Raw genomic sequence first — 14,586 nt, forward strand, 5'->3', positions numbered from 1 at the left:
CCGGAGCGTCAGGCCGTTCGAAAGGTTGCCATTATGCGCGACCGCGAAGCCGCCGGTCTCGAGTTCGGCGAAGAGCGGCTGCACGTTCCGGAGGATCGTGTCGCCCGTCGTCGAGTAGCGCGTGTGGCCGATCGCCGCCTGGCCCGGCAGCCGCTCGATCGTGGCGGCCTTCGAGAAGTGGTCTCCGACGAGGCCGAGGCGCCGCTCGGAATGGAAGCGCTGCCCGTCGAAGGACGTGATGCCGGCGGCCTCCTGTCCACGATGCTGGAGGGCATGCAGGCCGAGCGCCGTGATCGCCGCCGCGTCGGGATGACCGTAGATGCCGAACACGCCGCATTCTTCGCGCAACGTGTCTCCGTCCCCATCCATGTCGGAGGTGTCGGTTTGCGTCTCTGTCTGAGAAGCAGCAGCCATGAGGCCGGTCCCCTTGCGCAGCAAGGGTGTCATGTAGACCGGCCGACCACGTTTAGCCACCCGGTCCGGATCGTGTAACTCCGGCGGACGGTATGGGCCTCGTGCGGCCCTCAGCCGCGCCCGGGGGGCGCCGTCACCGGGGTGGCGCTCTTCGGCTCGGGCACGGCCGCGCCGTCGCCCTGGCGCTTGCGGAACTGAGCCATCACGCCGTCCGGGTCGGGCAGCATGGCGATGATGGCCGTGCTCGTGTTTTCGAGGACTGGCCGAGCCCTGGCCGTGGTCGCCCATTCCGGCATCTTGCCCTGGACGAGCCAGGCCAGGAAGGTCCAGCCGATCACGCAGATCAGGAAGCCTCGGGCTGCACCGAACAGGAAGCCGAGCGTGCGGTCGAGCGCGCCGATGCGCGAATCGAGGATGAAGTCGGACAGCTTCACGGTCACGATCGATACGATCAGGAGTACGACGACGAAGATGGCCCCGATCGCGGCGACGAGCGCGATGTTCGGATTGGCGATGTAATCCTTGATGCGCGGCAGGAGCAGCGGATGCAGGAACCAGGCTGCCGCGGCCGCCGTGACCCAGGCCACGATGGCCAGCACCTCGCGGGTGAAACCCCGCACGGCCGCGAGCAAAGCGGAGATGACCACGACGCCGATCACGACGAGGTCCAGGATGGAAATGGGCATCGAGGACGGCATGAGGATCGGGTCCGAGAGGGTCGGCGCAGACGGCGTGGTGAAGCCAAGGCTATAGCCCGGCCATGGCGGGGCGTCATCCGGCCGGGAGTCGCAGGGGGCGGTTTAGCGGTCTCTGTTGCCGGTACGCATCGTCGCGGCATTCAGCCGGCGCGCCGGGGCGAGGCTGCCGCTCGTCTCGGCGATCCGCCGCCGGCGATCCGGGCCACGAGGTCGGCGACATGGCCGAGGGTCGGCGCGCCGTTCGTCCGGTCCGCACCGTCGCCGGGGGAAGCGGGACCGACCGCGTTCGAGAATCCGAGCTTCGCGGCTTCCTTGATACGGGCGGAAATCTGCGTGACCGGCCGGACGGCGCCGGACAGGCCGACCTCGCCGAAATAGACGCTGTCCGCCGGCAGCGCGGAGCCCGTCAGCGACGAGACGAGGGCCGCCGCCGCCGCGAGATCGGCCGCCGGCTCGGTGATTCGAAGTCCGCCCGCGACATTGAGGTAGACATCGTGCTGCCCGAGCCGAACCCCGGCATGGGCTTCCAGCACGGCCAACACCATGGAGAGCCGTGCCGGGTCCCAGCCCACCACCGCGCGCCGCGGGGTACCGAGGGCCGAGGGAGCGACGAGCGCCTGCACCTCGACGAGGAGCGGGCGGGTGCCCTCCATGCCGGCGAAGACAGCCGTTCCGGGTGTCGCGAGATCGCGGCCGGAGAGGAAGAGTTCGGACGGGTTCGGCACCTCCGCGAGGCCCCGGTCCGTCATCTCGTAGACGCCGATCTCGTCGGTCGGCCCGAAACGGTTTTTGGCCGCTCGCAGGATCCGGAAATGATGGCCCGTATCGCCCTCGAAGGACGCCACGCAATCGACCATGTGCTCGACGACCCGCGGCCCGGCGATCTGCCCGTCCTTGGTGACGTGGCCGACCAGGATGATGGCCGTCCCATGGGACTTGGCGAAACGGATCAGCGACTGCGCGCTGCCTCGGACCTGCGAGACGGTGCCGGGCGCCGATTCCACCGTGTCGGTCCACATGGTCTGGATCGAATCGATCACGGCGAGACGCGGCGAGCCGCCGGCCGAGAGGGTCGCCACGATGTCCTCGACATTCGTCTCGGCTGCGAGTTCGACTGGCGCGGTCGCGAGCCCGAGCCGCTCGGCCCGGAGCCGCACCTGCGCGACCGCCTCCTCGCCCGAGATATACGCGACGCGGTGCCCGGCCCGTGCCAGCGCGGCCGAGACCTGGATCAGGAGGGTCGATTTGCCGATGCCCGGATCGCCGCCGAGCAGGATCACCGAGCCCGGGACGAGCCCGCCCCCGGTGACCCGGTCGAATTCGGCATTGCCCGTCTTGGTGCGGGGCGCGTCCTTGGCCTCGCCGGCGAGCCCCTCCAGCGCGAAGACGCGGCGGCGGCCGCGCGACGTCCGGGTCGCGGCCGGCCCGGCGAGCGGGCCCGCGGCGCCGGCCTCCTCCACGACGGTGTTCCAACCGCCGCAGGCTTCGCACTTGCCGCGCCAGCGGTTGTAGACGGCGCCGCAGCTCTGGCAGGCGAAGGTCGGGTGCTTGGCCATCCGGACGGTCAACCGCGTTCCAGGAGCGTTGCAACGATATCGCGTGAACCGTGCAGGACGGCGACGATCTCGACCCGCGTGTCCGCCACGGTGTAGGCGATCAGGTAAGGGGGCTCGAGGATCAAGCGAAGCTCCTCGAGTTCCGGATGCCGCATTCGGGCGCCGCGTTCGGGAAAGATGTCGAGGGAAAGGGCGCGACGTTCGATCCGTTCGAGCAGTCGAAGTGCCGTCTGCTCCGAAGCTTCGAGCAGCACGTCATCAAAGATCCGGTCTAGGTCGCGTTCTGCCCGCCGGGAGAACGCGACGATCACTCGGCAGCGTCCCGTCCCTCGGCCGCCCGGCCAATGATCTTCTGACGGAGATCGCGGAACACCTGCTCTGCAGGCACCGTCCGGCCTTCCCGGATATCCGCCAGACCCTCCTCCAATTGCGCCCGAAGCCGAGCCTCGCGAGCTTCCCGAATCGCTTCCTGATCTTCGAGCGCGGCGATCGCGTACATGAGCACGTCGCCTGCCGTCTCGCCGTACCTGCCACTCTCGACCATGCGGTCGAGCGAGGCCTCGAAATCGGGCATGAGATGGATGGTCCGGGGCATGACGGCATTCCCTCGCTGCCGGTCAGGATAGCAGGTGATCAACCGTTCACGTAGCGGCGCAAGTAGCGCGGGCCGAGGCCTGTGAGGATCTCATAGCCGATGGTGCCGGCCCTCCGCCCGACCTCGTCGAGATCGAGTGCGTCGCCGATCAGGGTGACGGGAGCGCCCCGCACGGCGTCGCCGGAAGGCACCTCGGTCACGTCGAGCACGACGAGGTCCATCGAAACGCGGCCGACGAACGGGCAGAGCCGGCCCGCGACGAGGGCGGCACCTGTCGGCAGGTCTGCGTTCAGGTCAGTGCCGCCCGCGGCGCGCGGATAGCCGTCGGCATAGCCGACCGACAGCGTCGCGAGGCGGCGCGGCCCGGGCGCCGTCCAGCGCCCATTATAGCCGACGGTCGCGCCGGCCTCGACGTCGCGAAGCTGCACGATCCAGGCCTCGAGTCGCACCACCGGGTGCATCGGATTCGGCCGGCCGGGCGTGGGATTGCCGCCATACAGGGCGTAGCCGGGCCGGGCGAGGGCGAGGGGCGGCACGGCGGGATGGAAGATGCCCGACGAATTGGCGAGCGAGGCCGGAAAGGGCAGGGTGGCCCGGACCGCCGCGAAAGTTTCGGCCTGGCGCTCCGTCGCGGAGTCGGCCTCATGGTCCTCGGCCGAGGTGAGATGGCTCATCATGAGAACAGGGTCGATCGCGCCGAGGCGCGGGTCAGCCGCCACGGCCGCGGCTTCGGACGGCGCGAAGCCGAGCCGGTTCATGCCCGTGTCGACATGGAGGGCGGCCGACAGCCGCGTGCCGCGCCCGGTCGATGCCGTTGCCCAATCCGCGAGTTCCTCGAAGGAGCCCAGGATCGGACGCGCCCCGATCGCGAGGAAGTCGTCAGCGCTGCCGGGAGGAAGCCCGTTCAGCACGTAGACGACTGCCTCCCGTGCGACGGCGCGGAGGCGCGCCGCCTCTCCAATATGGGCGACGAAGAAGGTCCGGCACCCCGCTCGCGCGAGCGTACGGACCGCGGGTTCGATGCCGATCCCGTAGGCATCCGCCTTCACCACCGCCGCACATTCTGCCGGCGCGACACGGTCGCGGAGATGCCGCCAGTTCCCGGCGAGGGCGCCGAGGTCGATCGCGAGCGTCGCGCCGTGTGTCGGCCTCGCCTGCCCGCTCAATCGTCCGACCAAAGGAAGGGGCGGTTCAAGATCTCATCGAACCCGTAAGGACACTTTTCTGGAAACGTAGACAGAGGAAGGTCGGTTTCGAGCGCCGCTCTGAGCCGCGCGCCACGGTACGCGGACGCGACCGCCTCCTGCCGTCGGCGCTTCAGCGAGGGGCTGCTCTCGACCGTCGTGTCGACCTGATCCCTCGCATCCCGGATGGAGAGCGTCCAACTCCTCGTCCGGCGCTCGGGCTGTTGGTCCCAATTGAGCATGTGCAGGAGGATGATTCGAAAGTGACTCCGAATCTTGTCGAACTGCTCGCGTCCCAAGCTCTCGATCTCCTCGACGAGGTTGGCGAGGTCGAGCTCATCGAGCCGCCCGGCCTGCAGGATCTCGGCCTCCCTGAACGCCCAACGTGCGAAGTCCTGCTCGTAAAGCGACCCGACGCCTGCCGGCGAATCCCCGTCGGCGACCTCCTCAACCGTCGCGAGCCCGGCCATGTGAGCCTCCTCGGCCACCCTCAATACCGCTCGGGCAGCTTATCCTCCGCGGCGAGGTTCGTGAACCGCGTCAGGTCCGCCTGGAAGGCGAGGGAGACGGAGCCGGTCGGGCCGTGGCGCTGCTTGCCGATGATCACCTCGGCCTTGCCGTGGACGAGATCCATCTCGGTCTGCCACTTGATATGCTCCTCGGTCCCGACCCGAGGCTCCTTGTTCTTGATGTAGTATTCCTCCCGGAACACGAACATGACCACGTCCGCGTCCTGCTCGATCGAGCCGGATTCGCGCAGGTCGGAGAGCTGCGGGCGCTTGTCTTCCCGGTTCTCGACCTGACGCGAGAGCTGCGACAGGGCGACGATCGGTACCGCGAGGTCCTTGGCCAGGGCTTTCAGCCCGGTCGTGATCTCGGTCACCTCCTGAACGCGGTTGTCGCTCTTCTTCGAGGAGCCGGAGAGGAGCTGGATGTAGTCGACGACGAGGAGGTCGAGCCCGCGCTGACGCTTCAGCCGCCGGGCGCGCGCGGCGAGCTGTGCGATCGAGATGCCGCCGGTCTGGTCGATGTAGAAGGGGATCGTCTGCATCTCGCGGGCCGCGTCGGTGATCTTGTAGAAATCGTCCTCGCGCATGTCGCCACGGCGGATCTTGTAGGACGGCACGCCGGATTGCTCGGCGATGATGCGGGTCGCGAGCTGCTCGGCCGACATTTCGAGGGAGAAGAATCCGACGATGCCGCCATTGACGGTCTTCATCGCCCCGTCCGGCTGTTTCTCGCCCCGGTAGACCTTGGCGATGTTGAAGGCGATGTTGGTCGCGAGCGCCGTTTTGCCCATGCCGGGGCGGCCGGCCAGGATCACGAGGTCGGACGCCTGGAGCCCGCCCATCATCCGGTCGAGATCGGCGAGGCCGGTCGCGATGCCCGAGAGCTTGCCGTCCCGCTCGTAGGCGGCGGCCGCCATGTCGATCGCGTGGGTGAGCGCGTTCGAGAAGCTCTGGAAACCGCCGTCGTAGCGGCCGGTCTCGGCGAGTTCGTAGAGGCGCCGCTCGGCGGACTCGATCTGGTCGCGCGGCGAGGTCTCGACGGGCGCGTCGTAGGCCACGTTCACGACGTCCTCGCCGATCCCGATCAGGTTTCGGCGGATGGCGAGGTCGTAGATCGTGCGGCCGTAATCCTCGGCGTTGATGATCGTCGTCGCCTCGGCGGCCAGCCGGGCGAGATATTGCGGCAGCGTCATGCCGCCCAAATCGACGTCGCCCAGGAAGGTCTTCAGCGTGATCGGGTTCGCGACCTTGCCGGCCTTGATCAGGCTGGACGCGATCTCGAACACGCGCCGGTGCACCTCCTCGAAGAAATGCGCGGGCAGAAGGAAGTCGGAGACGCGGTAGAAGGCGTCGTTGTTAACCAGGATGGCGCCGAGCAGCGCCTGCTCCGCATCCACGTTGTTCGGCTGGACGCGGTAGTCGCGCGAAGGTGCGGTATCGAGGCGGGTGACGAGTGCTGTCGCGGCGGCCATGTGGCTCGGCGTCCTGAATCAAACGTGAAGCGGTCCCGTTGAATGCAGCGATTCGGGTTAAAGCCCGCGATGCCCGGCTGCACTCTCCCCGATTCACACAGCCATACATGCGACGCTTGGAACTGTGGCCGCGTTGTAGAACAAAAATGGAACATGGGGCAAGTTGCTCGTTGACGAGAGCATCATCCGGAATCCGATCCTATACTTTGTAGGGGCACATCAGGGCGAGCGGGACAGCGCGAATGATCCGCAGCTTCAGAGACAAGGGAACGGAGGCGTTGTTCAACGGGCAGCGGCCGAAGAGCTTCCCGTCAGACCTGTTTTCGGTGGCGCGACGGAAGCTTGCGATGCTGAATGCCGCGCCGTCGCTTCGAAGCTTGATGGTTCCGCCAGGCAACAAGCTGCACGCCTTGCTGAAGGACAGAGCCGGGCAACACGCGATATGGATCAACGACCAATACCGACTATGCTTTCGCTGGACGGATGCGGGGCCCGTGGACGTTGAGATCGTCGACTACCATTAAGACGCAAGGTGCGACCTGCTGAGACGCAGGTCCGTGTGTCATCGAAACGAGGCAGCCGTGACCGACATCGACATCGTTGAGATTCTCCCGCCCATGCACCCGGGCGAAGTGCTCAGGGAGGAGTTCCTGAAGCCGATGAACTTGACGGCCTCGGGCGTCGCCAGGGCTTGCAAGATCCCGCGCGCCAGGGTCGAACGCGTTGCGAGGGGGGAACTCGGCGTCTCGGCCGATACGGCGCTCCGTCTCGGACGCTTCTTTGGAACCGAGCCTCAATTTTGGCTCAACCTCCAGGCCGACTACGACCTGCGACGAGCGGCGGCGACGGTCGATCTCGAGGACGTCGAAGTCCTACATCAAGCCGCTTGAAAAGAGGCAGGAGGCGGCGCCCACGTCTCGCCCCTCAGACGACCTCGGTCAGCCCGGCACTCTCCACGAGCTTCTTCAGCGTGCCGCGGAAGATCACGCTCTCCCGGCCGACCAGGGCCGTGCCGTCGAGCACCGCATCGCTGCCGGTGAATGGGCCGGAGAAGCCGATCCCGACCTGCCGGCCGCCGAAGAGCGGGGCCGAGTCGGGGCTGGGCGTATGCTGGTTGATCACGACCTCGCCGAAGAGCACCGACCCCCTTACCTGGTACGTGCCGACATAGAACAGGAAGGCGTCGCCGCCGAGGATCTCGCCGTCCCGGAAGACGAGGACCCCGCTGCCCTTGCCCATGCGCCCGTCGCCGAGCGTCACGTGGATCGAGTAGAGGCCGTTCCGCATCGTCGCGTCCTGCCGGGCAGGCCGCGGCCGCTCCCGCGAACACCGTCGCGGTCGCGCGGGCGACCGTCAACGGTGTTGCGTCTTAGATGATTACCGGTCGTCGCCGCCGCCGGCTTCCGCCAGCGCCGCACCCACCTCGAGACCGAGCTCGTCGAGGTCGAGTTCGTCGCGCTCGGTCAGGCTCTCGCCGCGGGCCTGACGCTCGGCCTCTTCCGGGCTGCGGGCGACGTTGATCGTGATCTTCACCTCGACCTCCGGGTGCAGCGAGACCGGCACGATGTGCAGGCCGATGGTCTTCACCGGCGTCGTCATGACGATCTGCTCGCGGCCGATCTTGAAGCCGTCGGCCGTGACCGCATCGGCGAGATCGCGGGTCGAGACCGAGCCATAGAGCACGCCCGTGTCGCCGGCCTGCCGGATGATCGTGAAGCTCTTGCCGTCGAGTTTTTCACCGATGCGTTCGGCATCCTGGCGACGGGCGAGGTTGTGGGCCTCGAGTTCCACCTTCTGCGACTCGAAGCGCTGCTGGTTCGCCGAGCTTGCCCGGAGCGCCTTGCCGCGCGGGAGGAGGAAGTTGCGGGCGTAGCCGTCCTTGACGCGGACGGTGTCGCCCATCTGGCCGAGCTTGGCGACGCGTTCGAGCAAGATGACGTTCATGGGTTCTCTCCGAGGTCTGGGTTCAGGTTATGGTGGGGGGAGGGGGTGGAGGCTGGCCGCCGAGGAACCGGCGCAGGGGAAAAGCGGTGTCGACCATCCCGATCACCGCGAAGGCCGGCAGGAAGATGTAGCCGAGCACCAGGGTGAGGACGTAGGCCAGCGACAGCACGAGCCCGCGAGCCGGCCTCCCGCGCGTCACCCAATGCAGCAGTGCGAGACCCTGGAGCGCGAAGGCCATCAGGAGGCCACCGGCCAGCGCCGTCCCGGCCACGCCCGGAAAGCTCTCCAACTGGGCGACGACGACCGCCGCCGCGATGCCGGCCAGCGCCGTCATCGGCATGCGGGCGCTCGGCACGTCCGGCCACGGCCGCTGAAGGCGGCCCGAGATCGCGACCGCCCGGCCCGCGAGCCAGAGGTTCAGGGCAAGGATCAGCGCCAGCATGCCGGCGAGAAGCGCCGGGGCGATCCCGACGATCAGGCGGACGAAGTCCGCGCCCGGATAGCCGAAGGGTTGCGGGAGGGGAGCCGACCGATCGAGCCGCATTTCGCGGCGCAGGAGCGCGCCTGCGGTCTGTTCCAGCACCTCGCGGTAGCGCTCGTAATCCCAGCCGGTCGCGGCCGCGAGCGAGGCGAGCCCGATCAGCGCTCCGCCGATCCCGACGCAGAACAGCAGATGCCCGACCGGATACCAGTCGCTGGCCGACGGCCCGGCCTGTCCGGACGTCTCGGGGCGCCGCAGGAGGGCCAGCCAGGCGAGCAGCCAGGCCGAGAGGGCAGGACCAAGCGCGAAGGCGAGGCCCGCCGATGGCCGCAGCAGCAGCGATGTCGCAATCCCACCAGCCGAAAGTGCCAGGAGCCCGAGCAGATGATGCCAGCCGAGCGCAACGATCAGGATCGGAAGGGGGGCCAGATACATCAGCAGCACGGCCGAGACCGAGCCCGTGCCGGCGGCTGCGAAGAGGAGGGCGGCGGCGAGGCCGGCACCCAGGCCCAAGGCGACGTAGACGATCATCTCTCGCTGTCCCGCCGCGCCTGGCGCGGGGTTAGAGGCGGCGAAAAGCCGTCCCAGCGTGGGCCGGACGGGGATCCGTCCGGCGTCGTATGGAGGCGGCGACGGGGACCCGTCCCGGCGCCGCCCGCGTGCCCTACTGGATCACGTAGGGAAGGAGGCCGAGGAAGCGCGAGCGCTTGATCGCCTGGGCGAGTTCGCGCTGCTTCTTGGCCGAGACCGCGGTGATCCGCGACGGGACGATCTTGCCGCGCTCGGAGACGTAGCGGGAGAGCAGCTTCACGTCCTTGTAGTCGATCTTCGGCGCGTTCGGCCCCGTGAAGGGGCATGTCTTCCGGCGCCGGAAGAAGGGACGGCGTCCGCCGCCACCACCGCCGCCGCCACCGCCTGCACCCGCGCCTGCGCCCGCTCCTGCACCCATCCCGGACATGGCTTAAACTCCCTCGATGCCGTTGCCGCCCATGCCTGACGGCGGGCCGCCATAACCGAAGCCGTCATCGTCGCGACGACGGCGCTCGCGATCCTTGCGCTCGTCGCGGTCGCGCTTCTGCATCATCATCGAGGGACCTTCCTCGAACTCGTCGACCTTGATCGTCATGAAGCGCAGCACGTCCTCGCTGATGCGCATCTGGCGTTCCATCTCGGTGACGGCCGCGGGAGGCGCGTCGATGCCCAGCATGGTGAAATGCGCCTTGCGGTTCTTCTTGATCCGGTAGGCGAGGGACTTGATGCCCCACAATTCGGTCTTCTCGACCGTGCCGCCGGCCGCCTCGATGACGCCCTTATACTGCTCGACCATGGTGTCGACCTGCTGAGAGGTCACGTCCTGGCGAGCCAAGAAAACGTGTTCGTAGAGTGGCATAACGAGCCCTTGTTCCAGCGCTATATGAGCTCGTGTGCCACCTGGAGGCGGCTGAGCCGGTTCGCGCGTCCGATCGGCGCCAAGCCCTTCGAGCCGGTTGGGCTCGAGCGGTTGTTCGAAGGCGGAGACACAGGACGCCGGGTCGGAAAGACCCTGCCAGACCACGGCGATGCGAGGAGAGGCCGTCCGTTCAGCCCCCAGCCGAGGCGAACGCGAAGCGAGCTCCTTACCGGCAACGCGCCCGCGGCGCAAGGCTCGCAAGCCGGTGCGCGCGTGCTATGAACGGGCATGTCCTCCGCTCCGCCCGACTTCGCCCATCTCGCCACCCTGATCGAATCCGCCAAGGCGGAAGCGAAACGAATCGGGTCCTCCGCCGCCGAGGTGGCCCGCAGCCTCGAGGCTGCCGCTGCCGCGGCCCGGTCCGCGACGGCCCAAGGCGGCAGGCCGGACGAGGGAATCCCGCCGGACGAGCTCACGACCGACAACGACAAGTGAGTCCGCCCTGCCGGGGCCGGCACTGACGAGCCGTCCCGACCGCCTGCGCGGACCCGCCAACGAGATCACCGCATGTCAGCCCTGCCTCTGCGCCTCGGCGTGAATATCGACCATGTCGCGACGCTCCGGAACGCGCGCGGCGGCTTCTATCCGGACCCGTGCCGGGCCGCGCACGAGGCCATCATGGCGGGGGCCGACGGCATCACGGCTCACCTCCGCGAGGACCGGCGCCACATTCGCGACGAGGACGTGGAGCGGCTGAAGCGCCAAATCCTGACGCCGCTCAATTTCGAGATGGCGGTCACGGACGAGATGGTCGCGATCGCCCGCCGCATTCGCCCGCACGCGGCCTGCCTGGTCCCCGAGAAGCGCGAGGAGCGGACGACGGAGGGCGGCCTCGACCTCGGCGCCGGGCGCGAGCGGCTCGAGGCGGTGATCGCGAGCCTGGCGGAAGCAGGCATCCGGGTCTCGCTCTTCGTCGAGCCGGAAGCGGCCGCGATGGAAGCCGCGGCAGCGCTGCGGGCCGACGTCGTCGAGTTGCACACGGGATCCTATGCCGAGGCGACGCTGGCCGACGACCGTGAGCGGGTCGCGCGCGAACTCGCCCGCCTCTTCCAGGCCGCCCGCCACGGGGCCTCGCTCGGACTCGAGATCCATGCGGGCCACGGCCTGACGGAAGAGAATGTCGGCGATGTCGCGGCCATCCCGGAGGTGGTCGAGCTGAATATCGGCCATGCCCTGATCGGGGCTTCCATCTTCGTCGGGCTCGCGGACGCCGTGCGGGCGATGCGGGCCGCGATGGACCGGGGCCGCGCCCGGATCACGGCATGATCCTCGGGATCGGCTCCGACCTCTGCGACATTCGCCGCATCGCGCGCTCGCTCGAGCGTTTCGGCGACCGTTTCACGACCCGCATCTTCACCTCCGGCGAGCGGGCGAAGAGCGATGCGCGCGCCTCGCGGGCGGAATCCTACGCCCGCCGCTTCGCCGCGAAGGAGGCCTGTTCGAAGGCGCTCGGCACCGGCCTCCGGGCCGGCGTGTTCTGGCGCGACATGGAAGTCGTCAACCTGCCTGGCGGAAAACCCACGATGCGGCTGACCGGCGGTGCCCTGGAGCGGCTCCGCCGCATGACGCCGGAGGGGTGCGAGGCTCTGGTCCATGTCTCGATGACGGACGAGCCGCCGATGGCCCAGGCCTTCGTCATCATCGAAGCGCGGCCGAGGGCCTGAACACCCTTCGTCGCTCGCGCTGTTCGCGATGACGGCGAAGGCGGTGCTGGGCCGCATTGCGGCGCTCGGGGCGATGCTCTAGAGCCCGGCCCAGGCTGAGGCGCTGCCCGGCCGGGAGATCCAGCATGGCTCGGTCGGATACGGGCACCAAAATCAAGGTCAAGGACGAGGGCGGTCTCGGCGAGACGATCAAGGTCGTCGTGCAGGCGCTCCTGATCGCGCTCGTCGTCCGCACGCTGCTGTTTCAGCCGTTCAACATCCCGTCCGGGTCTCTCGTCCCGACGCTGCTCGTCGGCGATTACCTGTTCACGTCGAAATACACCTACGGCTATTCGAAACACTCGATCCCGTTCAGCCCGCCGCTCTTCTCGGGCCGGATCTGGGCGGGCGAGCCGAAGCGCGGCGACATCGCGGTGTTCAAGCTGCCGAAGGACAATTCTACCGATTACATCAAGCGCGTCATCGGCCTGCCGGGCGACCGCATCCAGATGATCGAGGGCGTGCTGCAGATCAACGGCAAGGCCGTCGAGCGGCGCCGAATCGAGGATTACGCCACGACCGACCCCTATGGCCGGCGGACCAGCGTGCCTCAATATGTCGAGACGCTGCCGAACGGCGTCGCCCACAAGGTCATCGAGCGCGACGGCGACAACGGCTATTGGGACAACACCAACGTCTACACGATCGCGCCCGGCACCTTCTTCATGATGGGCGACAACCGCGACAACTCCACCGATTCGCGGGACGAGGCGAGCGTCGGGGCGGTGCCGTTCGACAATTTCGTCGGCCGGGCCGAGATCATCTTCTTCTCGATCGACGAGAACGCCTCGGCCTGGAAGGTCTGGGAATGGCCCTGGACGGTTCGCTGGAGCCGCATCCTCAACCCGATCCGCTAGGGATATGGCGCGTCGCCACGCGGATCCGGCGTCGCTCGAGGCGAAGCTCGGCTACCGCTTCGCCGACGCGGCGCTCGCGACCGAGGCCCTGACGCATGTCAGCTCCGCTTCGGGCGGCCCCACCTACCAGCGCCTCGAATTCCTCGGCGACCGGGTCCTGGGTCTCGCCATCGCCGACCTCCTCATGAAGAGCTTTCCGGGCGCGAGCGAGGGCGACCTCTCTCGGCGCCTGGCCGAGCTCGTCCGGCGCGAGACCTGCGCGGCGGTGGCAACGGCCTGGGACATCGGCCCTCATCTACGGCTCGGCAGCGGCGCGAGCGGCACCATGCGGCGGAACGGCTCCATCCTGGCCGATGCCTGCGAGGCCGTGATCGGGGCCGTGTTCATCGACGGGGGCTGGGAGGCGGCACGCGACCTCGTCGCCCGCGGCTTCGGCGGGCGACTCGCAGACCAGGCGGAACTTCCCTCGAACCCGAAAACGCAGCTTCAGGAATGGGCGGCGGCGCTCGGCCTGCCGCCCCCGACCTACGCGATCCTCGACCGCACGGGCCCCGACCACTCGCCGCATTTCCGCGTCGCCGTCCGGGTAGACGGGCTCGCCGACGCGATCGGCACCGGCGGCTCCCGCCGGGCGGCCGAGCAATCGGCGGCGCAGGCCGCCCTTCTTCGCGAAGGCGTCGCTGCGGCGGTCGAGACCCAGACCTCCAACGTGGCAGCTGCCTGTGTCTGAACCCTTCTTCGACACCGCCGCCGATCACGGGGATGCCACCCGCTGCGGCTTCGTCGCCCTGATCGGGGCGCCGAATGCCGGCAAGTCGACCCTCCTGAACAGCCTCGTCGGCTCGAAGGTCTCGATTGTCTCCCGCAAGGTGCAGACGACTCGCGCCCTCGTCCGGGGCATCGCGCTCGAGGGCGCGGCCCAGATCGTCTTCGTCGACACGCCGGGCATCTTCCGGCCGAAGCGTCGGCTCGATCGCGCCATGGTCACCTCGGCCTGGGGCGGGGCGGGCGATGCCGATCTCGTCGCGCTCCTGATCGACGCCCGCCGGGGGATCGACGAGGAGGCGGAGGTCATCGTGGCGAAGCTCGCCGACATGCGCCGGCCCCGGATGCTGATCCTGAACAAGATCGACCTGATCGAGCGTGGGAAGCTCCTGGCGCTCACGGCCGCGCTGAACGAGCGGCTCTCCTTCGAGCAGACCTTCATGGTGTCGGCCCTGACGGGCGACGGGGTCGAGGATCTCCGGCGCGACCTCGGCGCCCGGATGCCGCCCGGCCCGTGGCTCTATCCGGAGGACCAGGTCTCCGACGCACCGATCCGGATGCTGGCGGCCGAGATCACGCGCGAAAAGATCTACGAGCGGCTGCACGAGGAACTGCCCTATCAGTCCACCGTCGAGACGGATCAGTGGCAGGAGCGGCCGGACGGGTCGGTCCGGATCGAGCAGACGATCTTCGTTGAGCGCGACAGCCAGCGGAAGATCGTGCTGGGCAAGGACGGCCAGACCATCAAGGCGATCGGCCAGGCGGCCCGGCGCGAGATCGCCGAGGTCGCCGAGACGCCCGTCCACCTCTTCCTGTTCGTGAAGGTGCGGGAGAATTGGGGCGACGATCCCGCGCGTTACCGCGAGATGGGCCTCGAATTTCCCCGCGGAGGCTGAGCGCTTCCCACCGCTCATGCCGGCGAAAGCCGGCACCCAGAGGCCAGTGCCGAGTTGTCAGG

At 68.5% G+C, this 14,586-nt stretch carries 20 protein-coding genes and 1 pseudogene; 8 read left to right on the plus strand and 13 right to left on the minus strand.

Features of this window, described 5'->3' with window-relative positions; translation table 11 throughout:
• The 8 genes and pseudogenes from ACFE87_RS19505 to ACFE87_RS19540 all read right to left on the minus strand — a co-directional run.
• A pseudogene (locus tag ACFE87_RS19505) lies at nucleotides 1-414 on the minus strand (amidophosphoribosyltransferase); the annotation flags it as partial.
• Nucleotides 415-524: 110 nt separating this feature from the next.
• Entirely contained in the window at nucleotides 525-1,100 is a 576-nt protein-coding gene (locus ACFE87_RS19510; protein ID WP_375461361.1) for a CvpA family protein, read from the minus strand.
• A gap of 152 nt (nucleotides 1,101-1,252) precedes the next feature.
• Nucleotides 1,253-2,668 carry a DNA repair protein RadA gene (gene radA / locus ACFE87_RS19515; RefSeq protein WP_375461323.1) on the minus strand — a complete coding sequence of 472 codons (1,416 nt, stop codon included), beginning with the start codon at nucleotides 2,666-2,668 and terminating at the stop codon, nucleotides 1,253-1,255.
• Between the two features lie 8 nt (nucleotides 2,669-2,676).
• Nucleotides 2,677-2,979, minus strand: a complete 303-nt coding sequence (locus ACFE87_RS19520; protein WP_375461324.1) for a type II toxin-antitoxin system RelE/ParE family toxin — start codon at nucleotides 2,977-2,979, stop codon at nucleotides 2,677-2,679.
• A complete protein-coding gene (locus tag ACFE87_RS19525) occupies nucleotides 2,976-3,263 on the minus strand; it encodes a type II toxin-antitoxin system ParD family antitoxin (RefSeq protein WP_375461325.1) in 288 nt (95 codons plus the stop codon). Before ACFE87_RS19525 ends, ACFE87_RS19520 begins: the two co-directional genes overlap by 4 nt.
• 38 nt (nucleotides 3,264-3,301) lie before the next feature.
• A complete protein-coding gene (gene alr / locus ACFE87_RS19530) occupies nucleotides 3,302-4,429 on the minus strand; it encodes an alanine racemase (RefSeq protein WP_375461326.1) in 1,128 nt (375 codons plus the stop codon).
• Entirely contained in the window at nucleotides 4,426-4,917 is a 492-nt protein-coding gene (locus ACFE87_RS19535) for a DUF29 domain-containing protein (protein WP_375461327.1), read from the minus strand. Before ACFE87_RS19535 ends, alr begins: the two co-directional genes overlap by 4 nt.
• 20 nt (nucleotides 4,918-4,937) lie before the next feature.
• A complete protein-coding gene (locus tag ACFE87_RS19540; RefSeq protein WP_375461328.1) occupies nucleotides 4,938-6,428 on the minus strand; it encodes a replicative DNA helicase in 1,491 nt (496 codons plus the stop codon).
• 242 nt (nucleotides 6,429-6,670) lie between these two features.
• On the opposite strand from ACFE87_RS19540, the gene ACFE87_RS19545 reads away from it, so the two are divergent.
• Together ACFE87_RS19545 and ACFE87_RS19550 are read left to right on the plus strand one after the other, a co-directional pair.
• Entirely contained in the window at nucleotides 6,671-6,952 is a 282-nt protein-coding gene (locus ACFE87_RS19545; protein ID WP_375461329.1) for a type II toxin-antitoxin system RelE/ParE family toxin, read from the plus strand.
• Between the two features lie 93 nt (nucleotides 6,953-7,045).
• Complete coding sequence (locus tag ACFE87_RS19550) at nucleotides 7,046-7,318, plus strand: HigA family addiction module antitoxin (RefSeq protein ID WP_375461362.1); 273 nt, start codon at nucleotides 7,046-7,048, stop codon at nucleotides 7,316-7,318.
• Nucleotides 7,319-7,352: 34 nt separating this feature from the next.
• On the opposite strand, the gene ACFE87_RS19555 is transcribed toward ACFE87_RS19550, so the two are convergent.
• From ACFE87_RS19555 to rpsF, 5 genes are all read right to left on the minus strand, one after another.
• Entirely contained in the window at nucleotides 7,353-7,715 is a 363-nt protein-coding gene (locus ACFE87_RS19555; protein ID WP_375461330.1) for a GrlR family regulatory protein, read from the minus strand.
• Between the two features lie 90 nt (nucleotides 7,716-7,805).
• Nucleotides 7,806-8,372, minus strand: a complete 567-nt coding sequence (gene rplI, locus ACFE87_RS19560; protein ID WP_375461331.1) for a 50S ribosomal protein L9 — start codon at nucleotides 8,370-8,372, stop codon at nucleotides 7,806-7,808.
• 22 nt (nucleotides 8,373-8,394) lie between these two features.
• Nucleotides 8,395-9,384, minus strand: a complete 990-nt coding sequence (locus ACFE87_RS19565; RefSeq protein ID WP_375461332.1) for a DUF2232 domain-containing protein — start codon at nucleotides 9,382-9,384, stop codon at nucleotides 8,395-8,397.
• A 133-nt stretch (nucleotides 9,385-9,517) separates the two neighbouring features.
• Nucleotides 9,518-9,802: a 30S ribosomal protein S18 gene (gene rpsR / locus ACFE87_RS19570; protein ID WP_375461363.1), complete on the minus strand. Its 285-nt coding sequence runs from the start codon at nucleotides 9,800-9,802 to the stop codon at nucleotides 9,518-9,520.
• A 12-nt stretch (nucleotides 9,803-9,814) separates the two neighbouring features.
• Entirely contained in the window at nucleotides 9,815-10,243 is a 429-nt protein-coding gene (gene rpsF, locus ACFE87_RS19575) for a 30S ribosomal protein S6 (protein ID WP_375461364.1), read from the minus strand.
• Between the two features lie 288 nt (nucleotides 10,244-10,531).
• On the opposite strand from rpsF, the gene ACFE87_RS19580 reads away from it, so the two are divergent.
• The 6 genes from ACFE87_RS19580 to era all read left to right on the plus strand — a co-directional run bounded on the left by ACFE87_RS19580 (nucleotide 10,532) and on the right by era (nucleotide 14,524).
• Entirely contained in the window at nucleotides 10,532-10,738 is a 207-nt protein-coding gene (locus ACFE87_RS19580; RefSeq protein ID WP_375461333.1) for a hypothetical protein, read from the plus strand.
• A gap of 72 nt (nucleotides 10,739-10,810) precedes the next feature.
• The gene (locus ACFE87_RS19585) at nucleotides 10,811-11,569 is read left to right on the plus strand and encodes a pyridoxine 5'-phosphate synthase (protein WP_375461334.1); all 759 of its coding nucleotides are present in this window, start codon (nucleotides 10,811-10,813) and stop codon (nucleotides 11,567-11,569) included.
• Entirely contained in the window at nucleotides 11,566-11,967 is a 402-nt protein-coding gene (gene acpS, locus ACFE87_RS19590; RefSeq protein WP_375461335.1) for a holo-ACP synthase, read from the plus strand. The genes ACFE87_RS19585 and acpS overlap by 4 nt, the downstream gene beginning before the upstream one ends.
• Before the next feature lie 125 nt (nucleotides 11,968-12,092).
• On the plus strand, nucleotides 12,093-12,863 hold the full coding sequence (lepB, locus tag ACFE87_RS19595) for a signal peptidase I (protein WP_375461336.1): 771 nt from the start codon (nucleotides 12,093-12,095) through the stop codon (nucleotides 12,861-12,863).
• Nucleotides 12,864-12,867: 4 nt separating this feature from the next.
• Nucleotides 12,868-13,593, plus strand: a complete 726-nt coding sequence (gene rnc, locus ACFE87_RS19600) for a ribonuclease III (RefSeq protein WP_375461337.1) — start codon at nucleotides 12,868-12,870, stop codon at nucleotides 13,591-13,593.
• Nucleotides 13,586-14,524: a GTPase Era gene (era, locus tag ACFE87_RS19605; protein WP_375461338.1), complete on the plus strand. Its 939-nt coding sequence runs from the start codon at nucleotides 13,586-13,588 to the stop codon at nucleotides 14,522-14,524. The genes rnc and era overlap by 8 nt, the downstream gene beginning before the upstream one ends.
• Nucleotides 14,525-14,586 lie beyond the last annotated feature (62 nt).

Source organism: uncultured Enterovirga sp. (assembly GCF_964242715.1).
In the GTDB taxonomy this organism is placed as follows: Bacteria; Pseudomonadota; Alphaproteobacteria; order Rhizobiales; family Beijerinckiaceae; genus Enterovirga.